Genomic DNA, 22,556 nt, shown 5'->3' on the forward strand with positions numbered 1-22,556 from the left:
ACACTACCTCATCATTCAACGTTCGCGTTAGCTGGCTCTACAGGCCAATCACGCCATACTGGTTCCACCCCTGCGGGCAGCCACAATTTGCGGCCCAATTCAATCCAGGCGCAAGGCTGATGGAAATCAGATCCCTGGGATGCCAGTAAATTATAGTCGCGCGCATACTGTGCAAGCTGCGCTCGTTCATGGGGGGCTTGTTGGCACTGGGCAACTTCCATGGCATCACCGCCATGCTCGGCAAAATGGGCTAATAAACGTTTCAACCATTTGGCGGTTAAATCGTAACGACCCGGATGCGCCAGTACCGCTTGCCCACCAGATTGCTTAATTGCTTCAATAGCTTGTTCTATTGTACACCATTGTGCGGGGACATAACCGGTCTTGCCTTTGGCTAAATACTTTTTAAAAACCTGCCCAACGTTACTCGCCAACCCCAACTCCACCAGATAGCGGGCAAAATGCCCACGGGTTACCTGTCCGCCCCCCGCCAAGCGGTTAGCTCCGTCCCAGGCACCGGGAATACGCGCTTTTTCCAGTCGCGCGCTTATTTCCTGCGCCCGAATATAGCGATAGTTGGACTGCTCACTCAATAATTTGCCAATACTGGCATGCTGGGTATCAATACCTAATCCCACAATATGGATCTCGTGGTTTTCCCATAATGTAGAAATTTCCACCCCAGGGATAAGCCGTAGTGCCAATTGTTGCTGGGCAATGGTGGCGGCGGCTTCAGCCAACCCTGCGGTGGTATCGTGATCGGTAATAGCCAAAACACCTACCCGCATCTGCGCTGCTCTTATTACCAGTGCCGAAGGGGTTAACAAGCCGTCCGACGCAGTGGTATGGCTATGCAAATCATAAAGTGTAAAGGCCGTTGATATGGTGGCATCAGCCCTATCAGATAAGGTGGTGTTATCAGTCAAAACAGGTTTATTTATCAAAATGGTCTTATTAACCAAAACAAAAATCCGAAAAAGCGTGGCGGGCTATCATACCTGTTAATAACACACTAACGTTAATCAAACTTAGTCGTGCTCTGCCACCGTATCGAAATTAAAGTGAAATAGATAACCGCACAGACTTTGTTAGAAAACAATCAATCAAGGGTTGACATTTACCTCATGAACCAGTTAACTAGTACACAAGTTCACAGGGCACTTAAACGTCTGAGTAAACAGCAAGTGAACGTAGCTAACCCCCTACGGCGTCAAGGGCAAGGGGAATAAACTGAATGCAATCATAGAGAGTAGTGACTGATAATGAAAACTTCCCTGATTTCCTTACTGCGTTGGTGGCACATCTCCCTCTCTCGGGCGATGTAATCACGCATATCAGTCACCAGACAATGCAGATTGCTTCAGCCCGCTAATAGCGGGCTTTTTTATGGTTAGATTTCGGCGTAATCACTTTTCAGGAAAGATAAATGATGCAAACTTCGCGCCCCACATTACAGTTACTGAGCACCCCGGCGTGTTACCGCGATGACCCAACCGCGCTGTTTCACCAGCTCTGCGGCGCACGACCAGCCACTCTGCTGCTTGAATCCGCAGAAGTGACCAGTAAACAGAACTTAAAAAGCCTGCTGATTATTGATAGCGCTTTACGTATTACCGCCCTTGAGCAGAAAGTCACGATTGAAGCACTCAGTCGCAATGGCGCGTCGTTATTACCGCTGTTAGATGCTGCGTTACCGCCACAAGTAGAGATTCAAGTGCGCCCGAATGGCCGTGAATTAACCTTCCCTATCATTAACGAAGTGCAAGATGAAGACTCTCGTTTACAGTCATTGTCGGTTTTTGATGCGCTACGTTTGCTACTAAAACTGGTCGATGCACCCGAAGCTGAGCGGGAGGCCGTATTCATTGGTGGTCTATTCGCTTACGATTTGGTGGCGGGTTTTGAAAATTTACCCCCGCTGCGCCAGGACCAACGTTGCCCAGATTTCTGCTTCTATTTAGCCGAAACCTTGTTGATATTGGATCATCAGCATCGCTCGACGCAGTTGCAAGCCAGTTTGTTTACCGCCGACGCTAGCGAACATTTGCGTCTGACCCAGCGGTTAGAACAAGTTAGCCACCAGCTACAGCAAGCACCACAACCGATCCCTGCCCAGTCAGTGCCTGAGATGGCGTTACAGTGTAACCAATCAGACGCAGAGTACGGTGCAGTGGTGGCCCAATTGCAGATAGCAATCCGAGAAGGCGAAATTTTCCAGGTTGTTCCTTCGCGCCGTTTCTCACTGCCTTGCCCCTCACCACTGGCGGCATACCAAACATTGAAAGACCATAATCCCAGCCCGTATATGTTCTTTATGCAGGATAACGAATTCTCCCTGTTTGGTGCTTCACCGGAAAGTGCGCTGAAATATGACGCCACCAACCGCCAGATTGAGATTTACCCGATTGCCGGTACGCGCCCGCGTGGCCGCCGTGCCAATGGTGAATTGGATCGTGATTTAGACAGCCGTATTGAGCTGGAGATGCGCACTGACCATAAAGAATTGGCTGAACATCTGATGCTGGTGGATTTAGCCCGTAATGATTTAGCCCGCATCTGCGAGCCGGGTAGCCGCTATGTGGCCGATTTAACTAAAGTTGACCGCTATTCCTTTGTGATGCATTTGGTCTCGCGCGTAGTGGGCACGCTGCGTCAGGATCTGGATGTACTGCATGCTTATCAAGCCTGTATGAATATGGGCACCCTGAGCGGCGCACCGAAAGTCCGCGCTATGCAATTGATTGCTGGCAGTGAGGGCGCACGTCGGGGCAGTTACGGTGGCGCGGTAGGTTACTTTACCGCACACGGCGATTTGGATACCTGCATTGTTATCCGCTCAGCTTATGTCGAAGACGGTGTCGCCACGGTTCAAGCGGGGGCCGGTGTGGTGATTGACTCCATTCCACAGGCCGAAGCCGATGAAACTCGCAATAAAGCACGTGCGGTTCTGCGGGCAATTGCTAGCGCACACCATGCCAGGGAGATCTTCTAATGGCTGATATCTTGCTGCTCGATAATATTGACTCCTTTACTTACAACCTGGTGGACCAATTACGCTCCAGTGGCCATCGGGTGGTGATTTACCGTAACCAAATCGCCGCCGATACCATTATCGCCCGCTTGCAACAACTCGAACAACCGGTGCTGATGCTCTCACCCGGCCCTGGCACACCGGCACAGGCGGGGTGTATGCCCGAATTATTGCAACGTCTACGCGGCCAGTTACCGATTATCGGTATTTGCCTTGGCCACCAGGCCATTGTCGAAGCTTATGGCGGCCATGTAGGACAGGCCGGAGAGATACTGCACGGCAAAGCCTCGGCCATTGAACACGATGGACAAGCTATGTTTGCAGGCATGCCGAATCCGCTGCCAGTAGCCCGCTACCACTCATTAGTGGGCAGCAATATCCCAACAGAATTAACCGTTAACGCCCGTTTTGGTGAGATGGTCATGGCGGTGCGCCATGACGCACATCGGGTGTGTGGCTACCAATTCCACCCGGAATCTATTTTAACCACCCATGGTGCCCGTTTGCTTGAGCAGACGCTGGACTGGGCATTATGCCCTCCACACATGAAGCTGTAGCGGTGTTAGCTACATTCGTTACTCGCATGCTGTCACCTGTAACACCATGTTCTTTGGGTAGGGTGTAATTAAGGACTATAAGATGCAAAACTTATTATTATCAAAAGAATTATTATTGGAAAAACTGTTTCAGGCTAAATCCCTGACCCAAGCGGAAAGCCAAATCCTGTTTAGCTCTATCGTGCGAGGTGAACTGGAAGCGAGCCAATTGGCGGCGGCGTTAATCAGTATGAAAGTACGCGGTGAAACACCCGCCGAAATAGCGGGTGCCGCGCAAGCCTTATTGGCGGATGCACAGCCCTTCCCGCGCCCGGATTACCTGTTCGCCGATATCGTTGGTACCGGGGGTGACGGCACTAACAGTATCAATATATCTACCGCCAGCGCCTTTGTTGCCGCCAGTTGTGGCGTAAAAGTGGCCAAACATGGCAATCGCAGTGTTTCCAGCCGTTCCGGTTCATCAGACTTGCTGGCCGCATTTGGTATTCGCCTGGACATGAGCGCGGAACAATCCAGATTAGCCTTGGATGAGTTAGGGGTTTGTTTCCTGTTTGCGCCGCAGTATCACACTGGCTTTCGCCACGCGATGCCGGTTCGCCAGCAGTTGAAGACCCGCACCCTGTTTAATGTGTTGGGGCCATTAATCAATCCGGCTCGCCCGCCGTTGGCGCTGATTGGTGTTTACAGCCCTGAGTTGGTATTACCCATCGCGCAAACCCTACAAGTGTTGGGTTACCAGCGTGCTGCGGTGGTACATGGTGGGGGAATGGATGAGGTGGCGATTCATGCACCGACTCAGGTTGCTGAGCTGAATAACGGCAGCATCGAAAGCTATGAATTAGCACCGGAAGATTTTGGTCTGAACCGTTATTCACTGGGCGCGTTACAAGGCGGCGCACCGGAAGAAAACCGTGACATTTTAGCACGGTTGTTACAAGGTAAAGGTGAACCGGCACACGCCGCAGCCGTTGCGGCTAACGTGGCGTTATTGCTGAAGTTGCACGGTCAGGAAAACCTGCGCCATAACGCACAGCAGGCATTGGAAATGATTCACAGCGGTCAGGCTTTTGATCGTGTTACCGCTCTGGCGGCGAGAGGATAAATCATGCAGGAAACTGGGCTTAATAAAACCGTGCTCCACCACATTGTGCACGATAAGGAAATCTGGGTTGCCGCTCGGAAATTGCAACAGCCTCTGGCTAGCTTTCAAAACGATATTACCCTGAGCCAGCGCGACTTTTATCACGCGCTGCAAGGCAGTAAGACCGTTTTTATTCTGGAATGTAAGAAGGCATCCCCGTCTAAGGGGGTTATCCGCGAGAACTTTAATCCGGCAGACATTGCAGCAGTTTATAAAAATTATGCATCGGCCATCTCGGTATTAACCGATGAAAAGTACTTCCAGGGCAACTTTGATTTCTTACCACTCGTCAGTGCTGCCGTCACTCAGCCGGTGCTGTGTAAAGACTTTATTATCGACGCCTATCAGATTCAATTGGCGCGTTTTTATCAGGCTGACGCCATTTTACTGATGCTATCGGTGCTCGATGATGACAGCTATCGCCAACTGGCCGCCGTAGCACACAGCCTAAATATGGGGGTGTTGACCGAGGCCAGTAATGCTGAAGAACTGGATCGGGCAATAGCATTGGGTGCCAAAGTGGTCGGTATTAATAACCGGGATCTGCGTGACTTGTCGATAAGCCTTGATCGCACCCGCGAACTGGCCCCACGGCTGCCAAAAGGTGTCACGGTTATTAGCGAGTCAGGTATTAATAATTACCAACAGGTGCGCGAACTGAGTCACTTTGCCAACGGGTTCCTGATTGGCAGCGCGTTGATGTCTGAACCCGATCTCAATGCTGCGGTGCGCCGTGTGTTACTCGGTGAAAATAAAGTCTGCGGCCTGACCCGCGCTCAAGATGCCGCCGCAGCTTATCAAGCAGGTGCCGTCTATGGTGGTTTAATCTTTGTTGGCAGTTCACCGCGTTATGTGGATATCGCCAAAGCACGGACTGTGATTAGCGGCGCACCATTGAAGTATGTTGGCGTATTCCGTGATGCCAAAATTGAAACTGTGCAGCAAACAGCCGAGCGCCTGTCGCTGGTGGCAGTGCAGTTGCACGGGCAAGAAGATCAGAGCTATATCAATCAACTGCGGGCGATACTGCCTGCCAGTTGCCAAATTTGGCAGGCGTTGCGTGTTGACGATAGTGTACCGCAACGCAACTCACAGCATGTCGAGCGTTATGTTCTGGACCACGGCAACGGTGGCACCGGTCAACGCTTTGACTGGTCATTACTGGCCGGTCAACCGCTGGATAATGTGCTGCTGGCGGGTGGGCTAAGCGCTGACAACTGTTGTGCAGCAGCCCAACTGGGTTGTGCCGGTCTTGATTTCAATTCCGGTGTAGAAAGTGCCCCCGGCATCAAAGATCCACAACTGATCGCCGCTGTATTCCAGACGTTACGCGCTTACTGATGGATAATTTTGCTGGCTAACTTTATTCATGATTCATGGACACACTTTAGTAACCCCATAGGACAGAAAAATGACCACACTTAATCCTTATTTTGGCGAGTTCGGTGGCATGTATGTGCCGCAGATTTTGATGCCAGCATTGAAGCAACTGGAAGAGGCTTTTGTCAGTGCTCAACTGGACCCTGAGTTCCAGGCAGCATTTCAGGATCTGTTAAAGAACTATGCTGGTCGCCCGACCGCGCTAACCCTGTGTCAGAATTTGACCGCTGGGACAAAAACCAAGTTATACCTGAAACGTGAAGACCTGCTGCACGGCGGCGCGCACAAAACCAATCAGGTTTTGGGTCAGGCCTTATTGGCCAAACGCATGGGTAAAACCGAAATCATTGCGGAAACCGGCGCAGGTCAACATGGGGTAGCGTCAGCACTGGCTTGCGCCCTGCTCGGCTTGAAATGCCGTATTTATATGGGTGCCAAAGACATTGAGCGCCAGTCACCCAACGTGTTCCGTATGCGCCTGATGGGGGCTGAAGTGATCCCAGTGCACAGCGGTTCTTCCACCTTGAAAGATGCCTGTAATGAAGCACTGCGCGATTGGTCTGGCAGCTACGAAACCGCCCACTATATGTTGGGAACCGCAGCAGGCCCACACCCTTATCCGACTATCGTGCGTGAATTCCAACGGATGATTGGCGAAGAAACCAAAGCGCAGATGTTAGCCCGGGAAGGCCGTCTGCCGGATGTGGTGCTGGCATGCGTCGGTGGCGGCTCGAATGCGATTGGTATGTTTGCTGATTTTATCGATGAGCCAGGTGTTGCTCTGATTGGTGTTGAGCCGGCAGGGCTGGGTATTGAAACCGGCCAGCACGGTGCACCACTCAAACACGGTAAAGTAGGCATCTATTTCGGTATGAAATCGCCGATGATGCAGACCAGTGACGGCCAAATCGAAGAATCTTACTCAATTTCTGCGGGGTTAGACTTCCCATCCGTAGGGCCACAGCATGCTTATTTAAATAGCATTGGTCGTGCTGATTATGTTTCCGTTACCGATGACGAAGCACTCGATGCCTTTAAAGCGCTGTCATGCAAAGAGGGGATTATTCCAGCACTGGAATCCTCCCATGCCTTGGCCCATGCCTTAAAAATGATTAAAGCGTCGCCGGAAAAAGAACAGATATTGGTAGTGAATCTGTCCGGGCGTGGTGATAAAGACATTTTCACCGTTCACGATATTCTGAAAGCACGGGGAGAGATTTAATGGAGCGTTATCAGCAACTTTTCAATCAGTTGGCAGCCAAAAAAGAAGGGGCATTTGTTCCTTTCGTACAGCTAGGGGATCCAACACCGGCTCTATCTTTAGAGATTATTGATACATTAATTGCCGCAGGTGCCGATGCGTTGGAGCTGGGTATACCATTCTCTGATCCACTTGCAGATGGCCCAACCATTCAAAATGCAGCATTGCGGGCTTTTGCCGCTGGCGTGACACCCGGTATCTGCTTTGAAATGCTGGCGGAAATCCGTAAAAAACACCCCGCGATTCCCATTGGCCTACTGATGTATGCAAATCTGGTATTCCACAATGGAATTGATAGTTTCTACCAGCGTTGTGCTGCTGTCGGTGTCGATTCAGTGCTCATTGCTGACGTACCTTTTGAAGAGTCAGCCCCGTTCCGCGCAGCGGCACTGCGCCATGGGATTGCGCCTATCTTTATCTGCCCACCCAATGCGGACGATGATTTACTGCGCGAGATAGCTTCTCATGGCCGTGGTTACACCTATCTATTGTCACGTGCGGGTGTCACCGGTGCTGAGAATCACGGTCAGCTTGCGCTGAATCATCTGATTGATAAACTGCGTGAATATAATGCCGCCCCAGCACTACAAGGTTTTGGTATTTCAGAGCCAGCACAAGTGAAGACCAGTCTGGCAGCCGGTGCGGCCGGTGCGATTTCAGGCTCCGCGATTGTAAAAATCATTGAAAATAATGTCTCACAGCCCGCTGAGATGTTAGCCCAGTTGTCGCGTTTTGTGACTGAAATGAAAGCGGCAACTCGCGGTTAATCTCACCACCAGCGCCTGATTGTCGGTTCCGATCAGGCGCTATATTCGCTCGAACTTCTCGCCTGCCATGCTATATATCTGCTGCAAATTTGAATTAACACTATTCATAACCAATAATTATGTAACGCCCTAAGCATTTCTTTACATTTTGGATGCGATGAGTGATCAGTAGCACGACGTCAATATGTGTTAATAACGCTTTCAACAAGTTATTTTTTTCGTAATGTCCTGTTAAATTATTGGCAAACATGGAGAGTAATTTATGAAGCTTTTTAAGACCCTTTCAGCCTTATGTATTGTAGTAATCATGGCAATGGCAGTAGCAGCCTGTGCACCAACACCTAAATCTGAAGGCACAGGTGGATATCTGGATGATACTGTGGTGACCACCAAGGTAAAATCGGCGTTACTGGGTGAGAAGAATCTTAAATCTACTGAAATCAGTGTTGAGACCTTTAAAGGACGGGTCCAGTTAAGCGGCTTTGTTAGTTCGCGTCAGGATGCAAACCGTGCAGTACAGATCACCCGTACCGTACCTGGGGTGAAATCTGTTAGTGATAGAATGCAAATCAAATAATCCCCTGTTCGGAGGCGCTCTTCGCGCCTCCTTTGTAGGCCCCCGCAATCACATCAGAGATTCCTCAAAGTTATTGCCGTTGCAGGTAGGCGGCCAGCAAACGCATCCCGATGAACTGACTCAGGTCAGAGATTCGGGTAAGTGAGTGCAGCTAACCCCCCTGCAGCGGCAAGAGCGAAGGGTAATTAGAAACGATAGCCCGCGCCAAACATAAACACCCATGGATCAAGACGGGTATGAATACTTTGCTCTTCACCCCCGGCTTTGAATTTCACGTCAGTTTCGATATTCATCCACCAGACCGACATATTCAGCATCCAGTTTTCACTGACCATGTAGTCCATACCCGCTTGCCCAGCAATACCCCACGAATCTTTAACACTTAAATCCGTCAAACCGGCACCTTGCCCTGTGTTATTAAATTTCTCATCAAAGAAGGTGGTGTAGTTCAGGCCGATACCCAGATACGGGCGCAGTTTGTCTTGTTTATCGCGGAAATAGTATTGCGCCATTAAGGTTGGCGGCAATTGCTTAACTTCAGCAATGGTACCGGTTGCCTCCAGACCAATTTTATGGCGGAACGGCGTAGCAGCCAGCAATTCTACACCGATGTTATCAGTAATCAGATAGCTGAAGGTCAGCCCTAACTGAGTATTGTTATCCGCTTTGAAGGAACCGTAACCTAATACATCATCAGACCCGGCATTTGGTCTGACTGTTGCTGTCCCTGCCCGGAAAATATAATCGCCTGCTTGATGCGCGCTTGCCGCAATGGGAGCCAGAGCTGCTACAGCTAACAATGCCAAAGTGACTTTTTTCATTATCCATTCCATTTGTAGGTATATTCGCGAGCAAAATATACCCATAAATGAGTATTCATGATCCAATCGAGATCACATCTTTGGTAACAAATTAAATAAATCCTATTTTATGTAAGGTTATTTAATTCCTTAATAATATTGAAATTGATCTGGATCATAAAAACCATTTAGCCGCAAATTGTGCTGACAGTCATTGATGAAAAATGGAACTGTTGTCATGCTGCTATGCTTGGATGTTGTATGTGTGAAATCGCGATCGGTTGGCTGTTTACTTTGTAAGGAGCAGTAGATTCAAGATGAACGCTGAAATTAATCCGTGTCAGAACTGTGGTGCGTGTTGCGCCTATTTTAGAGTGTCGTTCTATTGGGCTGAAGCCAAAGAGGGAGGCGGTACAGTGCCCAACGCCATGACCGAACAAGTCACACCCTTTATAAGCTGTATGTCCGGTACTAACTGTAAATCCCCCCGTTGCAGTGCACTTCAAGGTGAAGTCGGTCACACTGTTTCCTGTACAATTTATGGCGACCGCCCACCACCCTGTTATGAATTTGAACGCTCAGGGGATGCCGGAATTCATAATCCGCACTGTGACCGCGCCCGTGCGCACTATGGGTTACCACCGTTAGCTATTGATAACGTCGAGGTAATCAGATTAGAAGAAATCACTGCTAGATTAATGACAGGATCCCACAGCGCCTCATAACAAGGTATAATCATCGGCTAGCGCTATTTTTTCGATCCCAAGGAGCTTTCATGCCTATCACGGCTAACAGTTTATACCGTGACAGTTTTAACTTTTTACGTAATCAACTGCCGGCAATCCTGCTGCTGGCTTTACTGACTGCGTTCATTACCGTCATGCTGAATCAGGCATTTATCCCTGATGCTGAACAACTGGGTATTTTAAGTGCTGCGGACAGTGATATTGCGTCATCAGCAAGTGTCAGTATCAGTGAGATAGTATCGCAGATGACACCGGAGCAGCAGATGGTGCTGCTTAAAGTCTCTGCGGCGGCGACCTTTTCTGCCTTAGTCGGTAACGTGTTATTAGTCGGTGGAATGCTAACCCTGATTTCTATGGTATCGATGGGCCGTCGGGTCAGTGCATTGCAAGCTATTGGTATTTCAGTACCGATCTTGCCTCGCTTACTGCTGCTGATGTTTATCGGTACTTTGTTGATTCAGTTAGGATTAACAATATTTATCGTGCCTGGTGTGGTCATTGCTGTCGCGTTATCACTCTCACCGATCATCGTGACCACAGAGAAAGTAGGTGTTTTCTCGGCCATAAGAGTCAGTATTAAATTGGCATTTGCCAATGTGCGGTTAATCATCCCTGCGATGATGCTGTGGATAGCGGCCAAATTGATTCTGTTGTATCTGGTAAGCCACCTGACTATTTTGCCAACACCGATTGCGACTATTATTTTAAGTGCGCTTAGCAATCTGGTTTCTGCATTATTGCTGGTGTATTTGTTCCGTTTATATATGTTGTTGCGCCCTGCCACTCCAGCGGAGTAAGTACCCCGCCAAGTAAAAGCAAAAAGGGCCATTACGGCCCTTTTTGTTCATCAATGATTGATACCTATGCACTAACTTCAGGCTCGGCACCTATCTCTGGTTCTTGTTTCTCTGCCACCCGCTGCTTACTTTGAATCAGTTTTAGTGCCAGATAGAGATCCGGTACCAGAATTAGGTCATTATCCTGACTTTTCAATTTATTAACTCTAAACCAGCGTGTTAGTTCGGTACGTCTTCCCGCCAGTATCAACTTAATATTGCGTTGCTTCAGGTCACGTTTAAGCTCATCAATCGCCGATAGAACACTAATATCGGCATAGGTAAAACTGGCAACCGCATCAATAACCACCCAATCTGCCTGATGGGGGGTGCTGTCAACCAAATTCAAAATCCGCCGCTTAAAGTACGCCACGTTAAAATAGGTCAGAGGTGAATTAAAACGATAAATCATCACGCCGGGTACAGGTTTGATCCCATTGCCGCTACGCATTGAATGGATCATACCATCAGCATTAACCCCTAATAACTGTTCTGTTGGGCGGAATACCGTGCGCAGGAACTGCAATAGCCCCAATAGTACCGCCAATCCAATACCACTAATCACGCCGACCAATACTACGCTGACAAAAGTAAATATCGCTAAATAGAAAGCCTGAGTATTACGTTTACGTAATTGCCATAAACTCCTGAATCCCAGCAGTGACCAGGCAGCATAAATCAGCACCACGCCCAGCGCTGCGATCGGGATAAATTGCAACGGTCGGGTTAAAAACAGCAACACCATCGCAATCATCAACGCAGCAATAATAGAAACCAACTGGCTTTTGCCATTATTGGCGTCATTTACGGCTGTACGGGTACTGGCCCCACTGATAGCAAAACCTTGTGATAGCGCTGAAACAATGTTGGTAATACCCAAGGCGCGCAGTTCTACATCGGCATCCACCTCATAACCATTTTTGGCGGCAAAACTACGCGCGGTCAGCATCATGCTAACAAAACTGACCACGGCCAGGTTAAGTGCCGGGATAACCATATCGCGCAGCAGGCCGGGTTGGAAATCAGGCCAATGCACCATTGGCAAGCCACCATCGAACCCGCCGACCACCGCCACACCAAATTGCTGCATATTGGCAGCCCAGGAAACAAAGGTCGCCATGACGATCGCCAACAGCGGTGCAGGCCAGTTTGGTCGTAACCACTTAACACCATACAGCACCACAAAAGTCAGTAGTGAAATGGCGACGGTGGGCAAATGGCTATTAATTAAATTATGGGGTAATGCCAGTACCCGCTCAATCAGTTGTGGGGGGCGGGTCATAAAACCAAAAACCTTACCGAGCTGATCGACAATAATGGTAATTGCCACCCCATTAAGTAACCCGGTCAATATTGGCCGAGATAATAGATCAGCCAAAGCCCCCAGTTTGAAACGACTGGCCACCAGACACCATGTGCCCATCATCAATGTCATCATGATGGTGAGCTGCCAATGCACCTCACTGCTCCCCGCAGCCAGTGGCGCGACCACAGCGGCAATCACCGCACAAGTTGCCGCATCAGGTCCGACGATTAATTGTCGCGATGAACCAAAGAAAGCGTAGGCAATCATCGGCAAAATACAGGAGTACAAACCAACAGCGGCACTAACCCCCGTCAATTCAGCATAAGCAATAGCAATAGGTAATGCGACTGCGGCCACGGATAGACCCGCCCTGACATCGGGTTTGAGCCATTCACGTTCATACGCCATCAATTGGGTCAAACCCGGCATCCAGTACCGAAGTGATCTTCTCTGCATATTTACTCCACAACACCTAACCCAATAATTATTACTCATCATGCTGGGTTAACGCACTACTGGCAATATGCTGACAAAATCTGTTACTTGTTTATCGTAAGTTTCTGCAAATTCCACTGGCAGAGCGCGCATTCCGACGGATAATTAAGGATAATAGTATTTTACCGCTGGTACCCTCACACCACTGAATCCGGTATAGTCGGGCTGTGTACAAATGATGGATTGATTCATGAAGCAACTTTTAGATTTTCTCCCGCTGGTCGTATTTTTCGTTTTCTACAAGATGTATGACATTTTTGTCGCCTCAGGGGCACTGATTGTCGCGACACTACTCGCGTTAGCTTTTACTTGGGTTAAGTACCGTAAAGTAGAAAAGATGACATTAGTTACCGCTGTTATGGTGCTGGTATTCGGGACCTTGACGCTCACATTCCACAGCGACTTATTCATTAAATGGAAAGTGACGGTGTTATATGCACTGTTTGCTGTTGCTTTGTTAATAAGCCAATGGGTTATGAAAAAACCATTGATTCAGCGCATGCTGGGTAAAGAGCTAACGCTACCAGATGCGGTATGGTCAACACTGAATATGTCATGGGCGCTGTTCTTCTTAGCTTGTGGCCTGCTGAACATTTATGTCGCGTTCTGGTTACCGCAAGATATTTGGGTAAACTTTAAAGTCTTTGGTTTAACCGCACTCACCCTGATATTCACATTGATCAGTGGCGTTTATATTTACCGGCATATGCCGGAAGAACAGAAAAAGTCATAATCTTAAATAATAGCTCCCAACGTCATTGAGACTGCAGACAGGCATCGCCCTGCGGCCTCAATGACGTTGGTATATTTGCGCTTATTGAAATTTCAGTGAGCCATTCCAGGTGAATAGATTTACTTTTAGAAGTAGGCAGAGATGACTCAGGAACAATTATCACCTCGCGGTGAGCAATCATTACCTAATGGTGAATTGGTACTTCGTACCCTTGCAATGCCCGCAGACACTAATGCTAATGGTGATATATTTGGCGGTTGGTTAATGTCACAAATGGATATTGGCGGAGCCATTCAGGCCAAAGAGATAGCTCAAGGGCGAGTTGTCACTGTTCGGGTGGATGGGATGACCTTCCTCAAGCCAGTCGCTGTGGGCGATGTGGTTTGTTGCTATGCCCGCTGTATTAAAACCGGCCGTAGCTCAATTACCATCAATATTGAAGTCTGGGTGAAAAAGGTCTCTTCTGAGCCAATCGGGCAGCGCTATCGTGCCACTGAAGCGGTATTTACCTATGTAGCGGTGGATGATGCCGGTAAAGCCCGTGCGCTACCTAACGGCAGAGGGAATTTCGAGGTTGGCGCAACGCAATAACCGTTGGCCAAGTTTGTCCTGACGCAAAAAAAGGGTCGCCCTGTATAACAGCGACCCTTTTCTTATTATGATATTTGCTGATTACTCAATAGCAGACTGAGTAATATCATAATAACCTTAGTTCATTTCCATATTGCCGCCGATCTTGAACACAATGGTGGTGACATAATCTTTAGCCGCAACCGCTTCAAATCGCCATTTACGCATCACTTGCTTCACCTCACGCTCAAAGGTATTACGCGGCGTCGCTTCCAAAACGCGCACATTAGTGACACGACCATTTTCGTCAATATCGTATTGGACCTTAACCTGCCCTTCGACCCCCAAAGCCAGTGCCCTTGCCGGATAAGTTGGCTTCGCCTTACTCAAGACTCTTGGCCCAGCCGTGGTTGATGCCCCCGGGACTGACGCTTTCGGCGCGGCTTTTACCGGCGCATTATTGGCAACCAGTGCTGGCTCATCAGATTTAAACGGCTTGTCATCCGGTGGTGCTTCGGTCTTTTTCACTACCGGCTTTTTAACTTCTTTTTTCACCGGTTTAGGCTTGGGCTTTGGTTTCGGCTTCACCGGTTCAGGAATCGGTACAGGAACAGGTTCTGGCAACACCTCAGGCTCTGGCGGTGTTTCTTCAACGGGTTCCGGTTCGGCCTGTGGCTCCGCCGCCGCTGGTTGTGGTGCGGCAAAGGTCGCTATATTGACCATCGTAACGGCCAGCGGTGCATCCTCTATTTCAGGTTGTACCTTCATTTGCTCGACAGAAACGTACAGTAATGCCGCAACTACGCTGCCATGTAAACCAACTGAAAATACGATTGGCCATGTAAGCCGTCGACCCAGGAAAAATTTATTTAGCTGCATAATAATTCAATGTCCTCTAATGCAGCTAAGTGTAAATGCAAATAGCAATCATATTCAATAAGCAACCGCAAACAATCTTCCTCAACAGCCTTAAATGATGCTTTAAACGGCAATATCAACCAAATAATACTTTCTCGTTACGCTTAGTTATCATTTTATTTCATTATTAACTACCGGTGTATTCATCTGAGAATTTTAGATGCCGCCCTTTCTGCACCTTATTGAATTTATGGATAGAACATGGTGTTATGGCGCAACGAATACAAATCATCATATTGAGGTATATACCCTAAATAATTCGAGTTGCAGGAAGGCAGCCAATGCAGCTTGCAGTATGACGGGTATGACGGGTATGACGGGTATGACGGGTATGATAATTTTAAAGGTGAAACATGCTTTATATAATCTTTGCAACGGATGTCCCTGATTCACTTGATAAGCGCTTATCCGTTCGCCCTGCACATCTGGCCCGCCTGCAAGTATTGCAGGATCAAGGTCGCCTACTGACAGCAGGCCCGAACCCAGCCATTGATAGCGCAGACCCCGGTGCTGCCGGATTTACTGGATCGACTGTTATCGCCGAATTTGCCTCGCAACAAGAGGCTGAACACTGGGCGGAACAAGACCCTTATAGCGCGGCTGGTGTGTATCAGTCGGTTATTGTAAAACCCTATAAACGGGTATTCTGAATCACTACAGATGTCTGACATCTATCCGGCCATAGGCAAAGTCGGTTGCATGTAGCCATCTCGTCAGGCGATTACATGTATTTAATTATCTTTACTTATAATTACTGAGAATCATTGTCTAATCAGATATCGATTTTTCTATCGTGACGTTGAGTCATTTTGTTAAATGCGGAGATGAAGACTATGCAGTGTCCAGTATGCAAAGATACCCAACTGGTGATGTCTGAACGTAAGAGCATTGAGATCGATTATTGCCCTAACTGCCGTGGTGTATGGCTGGATCGCGGAGAACTGGATAAAATCATTGAAAAATCGGCTGAAAGTACACCGACATCAACATCAGCGCCATACTCTGACACCAGAGAACGTGAACGCGATAATCACGGATATGCAAAGCCTAAACACTACAAAAAGAAAAGTTTCCTCTCAGAGTTATTTGATTAACCACACAGATTGTTTTGCGCTGTGGTGGTAAACAATAGTCAACTTGATCATACGCCTGAATACAGGCGTATTTGATTTTATACTACCAGCCAGAACAAAGACGTTAACGCCGCCTTAAGCTTTGTAGTGCTTCAGCCAATGCTCTTCGCATGCCTCAACTGCTTTATCCAGCATATGCGCCGGTGCTTTTAAAATCATATGGTCTTTTCTTACCCAAACCGGATAAGTGTGTTTGCCAGCAGCAATGACTTGCTCAGAATAAATAGCAGCATGGTATACCAGCTCAGATTCTTCACAATAAATCTCGTACTTATAAAGTGCGGTGCTAACTTTTAAATCCCCGAAGAATACTGTTTTAGCTAATTTATATTGAGACATGAACTATAGCCTTTACCGAAATAGGGACTCTATCATCCACTCATCAGCCAGATATAACTGTGATATCCACTACAAAAAGTACCCTAAGTTGATGTCCTATCGGAAAAATTTAGCTTTATTCGAGCGACAACTTCTCCACCTCAATCAACGGAAATGAACTAAATAGATAACCTTGCATGGCATCCACCCCGAGATCAGATAACTGAGTAAGCTGTTGATGAGTTTCTACCCCCTCAACTATCACGCACTGGCAGTGCTCACGAAGTCGTGTCAGCAGGTTATCGAACGTGGCACTTCCCCCCCATTGCCAGTAAAAGTGCTTATCAATTTTGACACATTCAAAGAACCCACTGGCAACGGCCGCCAGGTGAGCATTACCGCTACCAAAATCGTCCAACCATAATGAATATCGTTCAGCCAGCTTACTTAATAGTGTGTTCTTCGGCCCATCGCTGAGATTGGGAAAACTCTCCATTATTTCTAGCCGGATAAAGGGCATCATAGCTAACAATGATATGACATCTTCGTCATACAGCACCGTCTGAGCCATATCAAAATCTATATTAATTGAGAGTATTATTTGTTGGTCAATAAACCATTTCTGCTGTGATTTTACCGCACATAATTGGTCAAACAGCAGCTTAGCCTTCATTTGAGCATTAAGTTGATGAAGGAAGCGCTCAGTATAAATAGGCGATTTAAAAGAGGCCGTTGTGAACCGACTCAATAACTCCACAGCAAATAACTTACCATTCTGCCAGTAAACTGGTTCACAGATAAAAGTGCAATCAACTGCAATGTTTAGCCTGCTATCCACAGTAAAACCCTTTTATTTGATTAGAACAGCAGTATTGATCAATTGATAAAATTGATCAATTTTTTATTATTGATCACTAAAAACGATATAAGAGATTCCCAAAAGTAGCAACCACTCTGATCAACCCATTGATAGATAAGAAAGTATTATTTAATCATGATGATTATCAATGTTATTATTTCATAATCATTTATTTCATAGGAGAATGGTCGCTTCGAACAACCAAACAGTAACACCCCTGAAACTGAATGATTAGAACGAAGCGACCTAATATATATGGTAGCGCGATGTCATTCTGATGTGAAATAAACTTATAAATGACTATTCTGCACCTTTTATTATTAGTAGTAACATCAGAATTATCGCATTTTGATAATTTAGGATAGGAGTGATTTTTCTGCGAAGAAAAACACTATTTAAAGTAGAAAATATCATTCCAGAATTTAACGCCAGCAACAAATTATTGACAAGTTCATCTGCAACAGCTCAGTTCCGGCAAGTATAATATGAGATATTTTGTGGTGGGAAGTTAATAAAAGCTCAGTGTTTACTATGATTAAAACAAAAACAGCCTCATAAAGAGACTGTTTTTATTACTACCACAGCGGACTACCATTCATAAGCTACAGTGAACAATAGCGCCCGACGATGCTGATGCTCGTGGAGCTGCCTGACACAATAGATATGGCGATAGCGCCGTGATTGACCTTCAAGCCAGCGATTTCTTCGGCGCTGATTTTGCCGCAGCATACGCCAACGGCCCACCTCATTCTTACTCCGTCTCATGAAACAATTCTTCCAAAGCTGAGAACTGGGCTATTATAAACCTTTCATCTTGTGAGCCAAGCCGCTGCACGGCGAAATCGTGGGTTTAGTCCAAATAGCTTATTTAGCTCAGCGTGGGAAGATTAAAAAAATCCCGTTAAATATTTAATTACCCGTTGCAAGTCCTTTAGCTTAAAAGATTTTATCCAGTAATATATCTGATTAAAGGTTTCGCCTTTGCAATACTGTGCGTACACTCTTTAGTGACCGTTTGTGAACAGGACTTCCGCCCTTATGACAACATTTTATACCGTAATCAGTTGGCTCTCGGTTTTTGGCTATTGGTTGCTTATTGCCGGGGTAACATTGCGTATTCTGATGAAACGCAGAGCCGTTCCTTCGGCTATGGCATGGCTGCTGGTTATTTATATTCTGCCGTTAGTTGGGATAATTGCGTATCTCTCATTTGGTGAACTTCATCTCGGCAAGCGCCGTGCTGAGCGAGCAAAAGCGATGTGGCCATCCACTGCTCGCTGGTTAAGTGAACTGAAAGACTGCCAACACATTTTTGCCACTTCAAATAGCGAAGTCGCTACCCCATTATTCCAATTATGTGAACGCCGCCAAGGCATCAGCGGCGTTAAAGGTAATCAATTACAGTTATTGACCACCACCGATGACACATTAAAAGCACTGGTACGTGACATTGAACTGGCCCGTCACAATATCGAGATGGTGTTCTATATCTGGCAGCCTGGTGGCTTGGTTGATCAAGTTGCCGAATCGTTAATGGCGGCAGCGCGCCGAGGTGTTCATTGCCGATTGATGCTGGACTCCGCCGGTAGCCAACAATTCTTTCGCACCCCCTATCCGGCGATGATGCGCAATGCTGGGATTGAGGTGGTCGAAGCACTCAAAGTCAATGTGTTCCGGGTCTTTCTGCGCCGAATGGATTTGCGTCAACACCGTAAAATTGTGTTGATTGATAATTATGTTGCTTACACCGGTAGCATGAATATGGTTGATCCTCGGTTTTTCAAGCAAGATGCCGGCGTAGGTCAATGGATCGATATGATGGCACGGATGGAAGGCCCGGTGGCCACCACCATAGGTATCGTATATGCCTGCGACTGGGAGATTGAAACCGGCAAACGTATTCTACCCCCGCCGCCTGATACTAATATCATGCCGTTTGAAGAAGAGAGCGGTCATACCATTCAGGTTATTGCCTCTGGCCCTGGATTCCCTGAGGAAATGATTCATCAGGCATTATTAATGGCGGTGTATGCAGCCCGTGAGCAGTTAATCATGACGACGCCATATTTCGTACCTAGCGATGACCTGCTGCATGCCATCTGTACCGCAGCACAACGTGGTGTTGATGTCAGCATTATTGTTCCTCGAGACAACGACTCGATGATGGTCCGTTGGGCTAGCCGGGCATTCTTCTCAGAATTGTTGGAAGCGGGCGTTAAAGTTTATCAGTTTGAAGGTGGCCTATTGCACAGCAAAAGTGTGCTGGTCGACGGTCAACTAAGTTTGGTTGGTACGGTCAATCTGGATATGCGCAGCTTATGGTTGAACTTTGAAATCACGCTGGTCATTGATGATGATGGTTTTGGTGCAGATTTGGCGCAAGTTCAGGACGACTACATTGCCCGCTCGGTACTGTTAGATGGTGAATTGTGGAATAAACGCCCTCTCTGGCATCGCGTTACTGAACGATTATTCTACTTTTTCAGCCCGTTACTGTAATAACTGAGGCGGCTGGTGGTATGCCTATTGTAGATTCTCTGAGTTATTGACTTCAGATAGCATAATAATTGTAAAAGCGGCATATAGAATGTTTTAATGAGCGCAATCTGCAAATAACAAATGGGAATCGGCAAATGGACCAGAATAGACAAGAGCCAAGCTTAATGGATCTCAATAACCGCCTGACTGAAGATGAAACACTGGAACAGGCTTACGATATCTTTCTGGAGCTGGCGGGGGACAATCTCGATCCGGCAGATATTTTATTGTTTAACCTTCAGTTTGAAGAGCGTGGCGGTGCGGAGTTATTTGATCCAGCCGAAGATTGGCAAGAACATGTCGATTTTGATTTAAACCCTGATTTTTTCGCCGAAGTTGTTATCGGCCTTGCTGATAGTGATGGTGAAGAGATTAATGATGTATTTGCGCGAGTTCTTCTGTGCCGCGAAAAAGACCATAAACTTTGCCATATTTTGTGGAAAGAGTGATCGTTACACGTCCCTTCCCCCATGGCTGCTAATACCGTAATCATAACAACCCCCGTCATTTCTCTGACGAGGGTTTTGCTTTTGGACAATCACTATCAGAATGTTATAGCGGATCGACTTTCAGACAAGATACCGCGTGGCGGAAGCTACCCTCTAACAGTGGGCGGGTTTTCGCACACTCCGGCCCGGCAATCGGACAACGAGTGCGAAATACACAGCCTGATGGCGGATTAATCGGTGAAGGCAGTTCCCCCTCCAGTAGCTGAATCACTTTCGCCCTTTCTTTGTCAGGATCAGGGATAGGTACCGCCGACATGAGCGCCTTGGTATAGGGATGCTGTGGATTATGATAAACCTCATCGTAGGTCCCCAGCTCCACTGCGTGGCCTAAATACATCACCAGAACCCGATCAGAAATATGCTTCACCACCGCTAAATCATGGGCGATGAATATTAGTGACAAGCCCATTTCGCGCTGTAATTGCTGTAACAGGTTCACCACTTGCGCCTGAATTGACACATCAAGCGCGGAGACCGGTTCATCACAGATAACCAGCTTCGGTTCAAGAATCAATGCACGAGCAATACCAATACGTTGACACTGCCCCCCCGAAAATTCATGGGGATATCGGTTGATCAAGTTAGGCAACAAGCCGACCTTAAGCATCATTGCTTTAACTTTATCTTTAATTTCTTGACGCGACATTTTGGGATGATAAGTTCGCAGCGGCTCAGCGATGATTTCACCGATGGTCATACGCGGGTTTAGTGAAGCCAGTGGATCCTGGAATATCATCTGAATATCACTACGGGTCGCGCGCCATTGTGCATTACTCAGGCTAAGCAAATCTTTACCTAACCATGAAACACTGCCACTGGTCGCTTTCACCAAACCAATAATGGCACGGGCGAATGTTGATTTGCCACAGCCAGATTCGCCAACCACACCTAAGGTTTCGCCTTCATACAAGCGCAATGTTACACCATCAACAGCTTTTAGTGTTTTTGATGGCTGCCAGAACCATTGTTTGCCATCCTGAATATCAAAATGGACTTTTAGATCAGCCACTTCTAGCAATACTTTCTTCTCAGTCATGGCATTCATACTAGTTCCCCTACTGGCTTATAACAGGCACGTAAACGGCCATCACCAAAATGCTCCAATGGCGGGGCCACGCCACAGCGATCCATGGCATATTGGCAACGCGGTTGGAATGGGCAACCTTTCGGCAAGCGCAATAAATTCGGCGGATTACCCGGTATCGTCATAAGAGATTCGCCTTCAGCATCAAGACGAGGAACCGCATTCAGTAGACCAATAGAATAAGGGTGACTTGGGTGATAAAACACATCGCGGGCCTGACCATACTCCATCGTTCGACCTGCATACATCACCAGAACTTTATTGCAGATTCCGGCAACGACGCCAAGGTCATGGGTGATCATGATAATCGCGGTATTGAATTCATGCTTTAGCTCATTCAGCAACGTCATGATTTGTGCTTGAACGGTGACATCAAGTGCCGTTGTTGGCTCATCGGCAATCAATAATTTAGGGCGGCACAACAGCGCCATTGCAATCATTACCCGCTGACGCATACCACCAGAGAACTCATGGGGATACATGCGCATGCGCTTACGTGCTTCTGGCATTTTTACCGCATCAAGCATACGAATTGACTCTTCAAATGCTTCGCTTTTACTCATCTTTTTATGCAGTTGCAGCACTTCCATTAGCTGCTCACCAACACGCATATAAGGATTCAACGAGGTCATTGGGTCTTGGAATATCATCGAGATTTCCTCAGCCCGCAAACGGTTTAACTGTTTTTCCGGCAGATTTAAGATTTCGCGGCCATTAAACTTTGCAGACCCCCCTATCCGGCCATTACTGGCCAGCAACCCCATCAAAGCAAAAGCTGTTTGCGATTTCCCTGAGCCAGACTCACCTACAATGCCTAATGTTTCACCCGCACGCAGATCAAAATTAAGGGCGTTAACTGCCGTTACATCACCATCTGGCGTACCAAAAGTCACGGTTAAATCTTTTACATCCAGCAGGATATTTTGTTCCAACTGTCTATTTTGTTCCAACAATGCCGATTGCTGAACAGCAGACCGATTATCAATAGTCGTCATAG

At 47.4% G+C, this 22,556-nt stretch carries 25 protein-coding genes; 16 read left to right on the top strand and 9 right to left on the bottom strand.

Features of this window, described 5'->3' with window-relative positions; translation table 11 throughout:
* Window positions 1-11: 11 nt before the first annotated feature.
* A complete protein-coding gene (locus A6J66_006040; GenBank protein ID PNM26908.1) occupies window positions 12-926 on the bottom strand; it encodes a phosphatase in 915 nt (304 codons plus the stop codon).
* Window positions 927-1,262: 336 nt separating this feature from the next.
* Here A6J66_006040 and A6J66_006045 point away from each other — a divergent pair, with 336 nt between their 5' ends.
* The 8 genes from A6J66_006045 to A6J66_006080 all read left to right on the top strand — a co-directional run bounded on the left by A6J66_006045 (window position 1,263) and on the right by A6J66_006080 (window position 8,714).
* On the top strand, window positions 1,263-1,325 hold the full coding sequence (locus A6J66_006045) for a trp operon leader peptide (GenBank protein ID PNM26909.1): 63 nt from the start codon (window positions 1,263-1,265) through the stop codon (window positions 1,323-1,325).
* A 104-nt stretch (window positions 1,326-1,429) separates the two neighbouring features.
* Window positions 1,430-2,992 carry an anthranilate synthase component 1 gene (locus A6J66_006050; protein ID PNM23801.1) on the top strand — a complete coding sequence of 521 codons (1,563 nt, stop codon included), beginning with the start codon at window positions 1,430-1,432 and terminating at the stop codon, window positions 2,990-2,992.
* Complete coding sequence (locus A6J66_006055) at window positions 2,992-3,588, top strand: anthranilate synthase component II (protein ID PNM23802.1); 597 nt, start codon at window positions 2,992-2,994, stop codon at window positions 3,586-3,588. The genes A6J66_006050 and A6J66_006055 overlap by 1 nt, the downstream gene beginning before the upstream one ends.
* Before the next feature lie 82 nt (window positions 3,589-3,670).
* Window positions 3,671-4,690 (top strand): anthranilate phosphoribosyltransferase, encoded by a 1,020-nt coding sequence (gene trpD, locus A6J66_006060; GenBank protein PNM23803.1) that lies wholly within the window; start codon window positions 3,671-3,673, stop codon window positions 4,688-4,690.
* A gap of 3 nt (window positions 4,691-4,693) precedes the next feature.
* The gene (locus tag A6J66_006065; protein ID PNM23804.1) at window positions 4,694-6,070 is read left to right on the top strand and encodes a bifunctional indole-3-glycerol-phosphate synthase TrpC/phosphoribosylanthranilate isomerase TrpF; all 1,377 of its coding nucleotides are present in this window, start codon (window positions 4,694-4,696) and stop codon (window positions 6,068-6,070) included.
* A 70-nt stretch (window positions 6,071-6,140) separates the two neighbouring features.
* Window positions 6,141-7,331 carry a tryptophan synthase subunit beta gene (gene trpB / locus A6J66_006070; GenBank protein ID PNM23805.1) on the top strand — a complete coding sequence of 397 codons (1,191 nt, stop codon included), beginning with the start codon at window positions 6,141-6,143 and terminating at the stop codon, window positions 7,329-7,331.
* Window positions 7,331-8,137 carry a tryptophan synthase subunit alpha gene (locus tag A6J66_006075; protein ID PNM23806.1) on the top strand — a complete coding sequence of 269 codons (807 nt, stop codon included), beginning with the start codon at window positions 7,331-7,333 and terminating at the stop codon, window positions 8,135-8,137. Before trpB ends, A6J66_006075 begins: the two co-directional genes overlap by 1 nt.
* Window positions 8,138-8,399: 262 nt before the next feature.
* Window positions 8,400-8,714 carry a BON domain-containing protein gene (locus tag A6J66_006080; protein PNM23807.1) on the top strand — a complete coding sequence of 105 codons (315 nt, stop codon included), beginning with the start codon at window positions 8,400-8,402 and terminating at the stop codon, window positions 8,712-8,714.
* Between the two features lie 185 nt (window positions 8,715-8,899).
* Here the strand turns inward: A6J66_006080 and A6J66_006085 are convergent, their stop codons facing one another.
* A complete protein-coding gene (locus tag A6J66_006085) occupies window positions 8,900-9,535 on the bottom strand; it encodes an outer membrane protein OmpW (protein PNM23808.1) in 636 nt (211 codons plus the stop codon).
* Between the two features lie 260 nt (window positions 9,536-9,795).
* Here A6J66_006085 and A6J66_006090 point away from each other — a divergent pair, with 260 nt between their 5' ends.
* Window positions 9,796-10,239, top strand: a complete 444-nt coding sequence (locus A6J66_006090) for a YkgJ family cysteine cluster protein (protein PNM23809.1) — start codon at window positions 9,796-9,798, stop codon at window positions 10,237-10,239.
* Between the two features lie 50 nt (window positions 10,240-10,289).
* Window positions 10,290-11,057 (top strand): UPF0259 family protein, encoded by a 768-nt coding sequence (locus A6J66_006095; GenBank protein PNM23810.1) that lies wholly within the window; start codon window positions 10,290-10,292, stop codon window positions 11,055-11,057.
* Window positions 11,058-11,121: 64 nt separating this feature from the next.
* On the opposite strand, the gene A6J66_006100 is transcribed toward A6J66_006095, so the two are convergent.
* Entirely contained in the window at window positions 11,122-12,858 is a 1,737-nt protein-coding gene (locus A6J66_006100) for a SulP family inorganic anion transporter (GenBank protein ID PNM23811.1), read from the bottom strand.
* Between the two features lie 229 nt (window positions 12,859-13,087).
* Here A6J66_006100 and A6J66_006105 point away from each other — a divergent pair, with 229 nt between their 5' ends.
* Together A6J66_006105 and A6J66_006110 are read left to right on the top strand one after the other, a co-directional pair.
* Entirely contained in the window at window positions 13,088-13,630 is a 543-nt protein-coding gene (locus tag A6J66_006105; GenBank protein PNM23812.1) for a septation protein A, read from the top strand.
* 141 nt (window positions 13,631-13,771) lie between these two features.
* The gene (locus A6J66_006110) at window positions 13,772-14,221 is read left to right on the top strand and encodes an acyl-CoA thioester hydrolase YciA (protein PNM23813.1); all 450 of its coding nucleotides are present in this window, start codon (window positions 13,772-13,774) and stop codon (window positions 14,219-14,221) included.
* Window positions 14,222-14,338: 117 nt separating this feature from the next.
* Here A6J66_006110 and A6J66_006115 read toward each other — a convergent pair whose 3' ends face one another.
* Window positions 14,339-15,079, bottom strand: a complete 741-nt coding sequence (locus A6J66_006115; protein PNM23814.1) for a TonB system transport protein TonB — start codon at window positions 15,077-15,079, stop codon at window positions 14,339-14,341.
* A 392-nt stretch (window positions 15,080-15,471) separates the two neighbouring features.
* Between A6J66_006115 and A6J66_006120 the strand changes: the two genes are divergently transcribed.
* Both A6J66_006120 and A6J66_006125 read left to right on the top strand, forming a co-directional pair.
* Window positions 15,472-15,768, top strand: a complete 297-nt coding sequence (locus A6J66_006120; protein ID PNM23815.1) for a hypothetical protein — start codon at window positions 15,472-15,474, stop codon at window positions 15,766-15,768.
* A gap of 183 nt (window positions 15,769-15,951) precedes the next feature.
* Complete coding sequence (locus A6J66_006125; protein PNM23816.1) at window positions 15,952-16,212, top strand: hypothetical protein; 261 nt, start codon at window positions 15,952-15,954, stop codon at window positions 16,210-16,212.
* A gap of 114 nt (window positions 16,213-16,326) precedes the next feature.
* On the opposite strand, the gene A6J66_006130 is transcribed toward A6J66_006125, so the two are convergent.
* From A6J66_006130 to A6J66_006140, 3 genes are all read right to left on the bottom strand, one after another.
* The gene (locus tag A6J66_006130; protein ID PNM23817.1) at window positions 16,327-16,590 is read right to left on the bottom strand and encodes a hypothetical protein; all 264 of its coding nucleotides are present in this window, start codon (window positions 16,588-16,590) and stop codon (window positions 16,327-16,329) included.
* A 115-nt stretch (window positions 16,591-16,705) separates the two neighbouring features.
* Window positions 16,706-17,407 (bottom strand): diguanylate phosphodiesterase, encoded by a 702-nt coding sequence (locus A6J66_006135; GenBank protein ID PNM23818.1) that lies wholly within the window; start codon window positions 17,405-17,407, stop codon window positions 16,706-16,708.
* A gap of 609 nt (window positions 17,408-18,016) precedes the next feature.
* Window positions 18,017-18,193, bottom strand: a complete 177-nt coding sequence (locus A6J66_006140; GenBank protein ID PNM23819.1) for a chpB toxin of the ChpB-ChpS toxin-antitoxin system — start codon at window positions 18,191-18,193, stop codon at window positions 18,017-18,019.
* A gap of 273 nt (window positions 18,194-18,466) precedes the next feature.
* Here A6J66_006140 and cls point away from each other — a divergent pair, with 273 nt between their 5' ends.
* Together cls and A6J66_006150 are read left to right on the top strand one after the other, a co-directional pair.
* Window positions 18,467-19,927, top strand: a complete 1,461-nt coding sequence (gene cls / locus A6J66_006145) for a cardiolipin synthase (protein ID PNM23820.1) — start codon at window positions 18,467-18,469, stop codon at window positions 19,925-19,927.
* A 164-nt stretch (window positions 19,928-20,091) separates the two neighbouring features.
* Window positions 20,092-20,415, top strand: a complete 324-nt coding sequence (locus A6J66_006150) for a dsDNA-mimic protein (protein ID PNM23821.1) — start codon at window positions 20,092-20,094, stop codon at window positions 20,413-20,415.
* A gap of 103 nt (window positions 20,416-20,518) precedes the next feature.
* On the opposite strand, the gene A6J66_006155 is transcribed toward A6J66_006150, so the two are convergent.
* A complete protein-coding gene (locus A6J66_006155; protein ID PNM23822.1) occupies window positions 20,519-21,520 on the bottom strand; it encodes an ABC transporter ATP-binding protein in 1,002 nt (333 codons plus the stop codon).
* Complete coding sequence (gene oppD / locus A6J66_006160) at window positions 21,517-22,554, bottom strand: ABC transporter ATP-binding protein (GenBank protein ID PNM23823.1); 1,038 nt, start codon at window positions 22,552-22,554, stop codon at window positions 21,517-21,519. Before oppD ends, A6J66_006155 begins: the two co-directional genes overlap by 4 nt.
* Window positions 22,555-22,556: the final 2 nt, after the last annotated feature.

Origin of the sequence: Yersinia enterocolitica, assembly GCA_002082245.2 — a bacterium.
In the GTDB taxonomy this organism is placed as follows: domain Bacteria; phylum Pseudomonadota; class Gammaproteobacteria; order Enterobacterales; family Enterobacteriaceae; genus Yersinia; species Yersinia enterocolitica_E.